This is a genomic window from Ureibacillus manganicus DSM 26584 (assembly GCF_000772945.1).
Lineage (GTDB): Bacteria > Bacillota > Bacilli > Bacillales_A > Planococcaceae > Ureibacillus > Ureibacillus manganicus.
In genome coordinates, this window is sequence record NZ_JPVN01000064.1 from 1 (window position 1) to 827 (window position 827).

Genomic DNA, 827 nt, shown 5'->3' on the forward strand with positions numbered 1-827 from the left:
ATGTTTTACTTAATGGTCGAGAAGACAGGATTCGAACCTGCGACCCCTTGGTCCCAAACCAAGTGCTCTACCAAGCTGAGCTACTTCTCGTATATATTGGCGCGCCCGGCAGGAGTCGAACCCACAACCTTCTGATCCGTAGTCAGACGCTCTATCCAATTGAGCTACGGGCGCTAATATTGTAATAAATGGTGCCGAGGACCGGAATCGAACCGGTACGGTAGTCACCTACCGCAGGATTTTAAGTCCTGTGCGTCTGCCAGTTCCGCCACCCCGGCACATTATTAAGAAAACTGATGAGCCATGAAGGACTTGAACCTTCGACCCTCTGATTAAAAGTCAGATGCTCTACCACTGAGCTAATGGCTCGAAAAATGGTGGAGGGGGACGGATTCGAACCGCCGAACCCGAAGGAGCGGATTTACAGTCCGCCGCGTTTAGCCACTTCGCTACCCCTCCGAAAAATGGTGCCGGCGATAGGAGTCGAACCCACGACCTACTGATTACAAGTCAGTTGCTCTACCAACTGAGCTACACCGGCAAATATGGTGGAGGATGACGGGCTCGAACCGCCGACCCCCTGCTTGTAAGGCAGGTGCTCTCCCAGCTGAGCTAATCCTCCACAAAAAAAATAAGCGAAGCGACGTCCTACTCTCACAGGGGGAAGCCCCCAACTACCATCGGCGCTAAAGAGCTTAACTTCCGTGTTCGGTATGGGAACGGGTGTGGCCTCTCTGCCATCATCACTTCACTTATTAAGTTGAAAGAATTCATTCTTTCAAAACTGGATAAAGACATTGAAAGCGTTCAAGTTTAATTTGGTTAAG

At 50.5% G+C, this 827-nt stretch carries 7 tRNA genes and 1 rRNA gene; all 8 read right to left on the minus strand.

Going from position 1 to position 827, the window contains the following annotated elements:
- Positions 1-13: 13 nt before the first annotated feature.
- Positions 14-90: transfer RNA gene (locus CD29_RS19290), tRNA-Pro, on the minus strand.
- A gap of 7 nt (positions 91-97) precedes the next feature.
- Positions 98-174: transfer RNA gene (locus CD29_RS19295), tRNA-Arg, on the minus strand.
- Between the two features lie 15 nt (positions 175-189).
- Positions 190-278, minus strand: a tRNA-Leu gene (locus tag CD29_RS19300).
- A 19-nt stretch (positions 279-297) separates the two neighbouring features.
- Positions 298-369: transfer RNA gene (locus CD29_RS19305), tRNA-Lys, on the minus strand.
- A gap of 6 nt (positions 370-375) precedes the next feature.
- Positions 376-459 (minus strand) — tRNA-Tyr (locus CD29_RS19310).
- A gap of 6 nt (positions 460-465) precedes the next feature.
- Positions 466-541: transfer RNA gene (locus CD29_RS19315), tRNA-Thr, on the minus strand.
- 5 nt (positions 542-546) lie between these two features.
- Positions 547-622: transfer RNA gene (locus CD29_RS19320), tRNA-Val, on the minus strand.
- A 13-nt stretch (positions 623-635) separates the two neighbouring features.
- Positions 636-751: ribosomal RNA gene (rrf, locus tag CD29_RS19325) — 5S ribosomal RNA — on the minus strand.
- Positions 752-827: the final 76 nt, after the last annotated feature.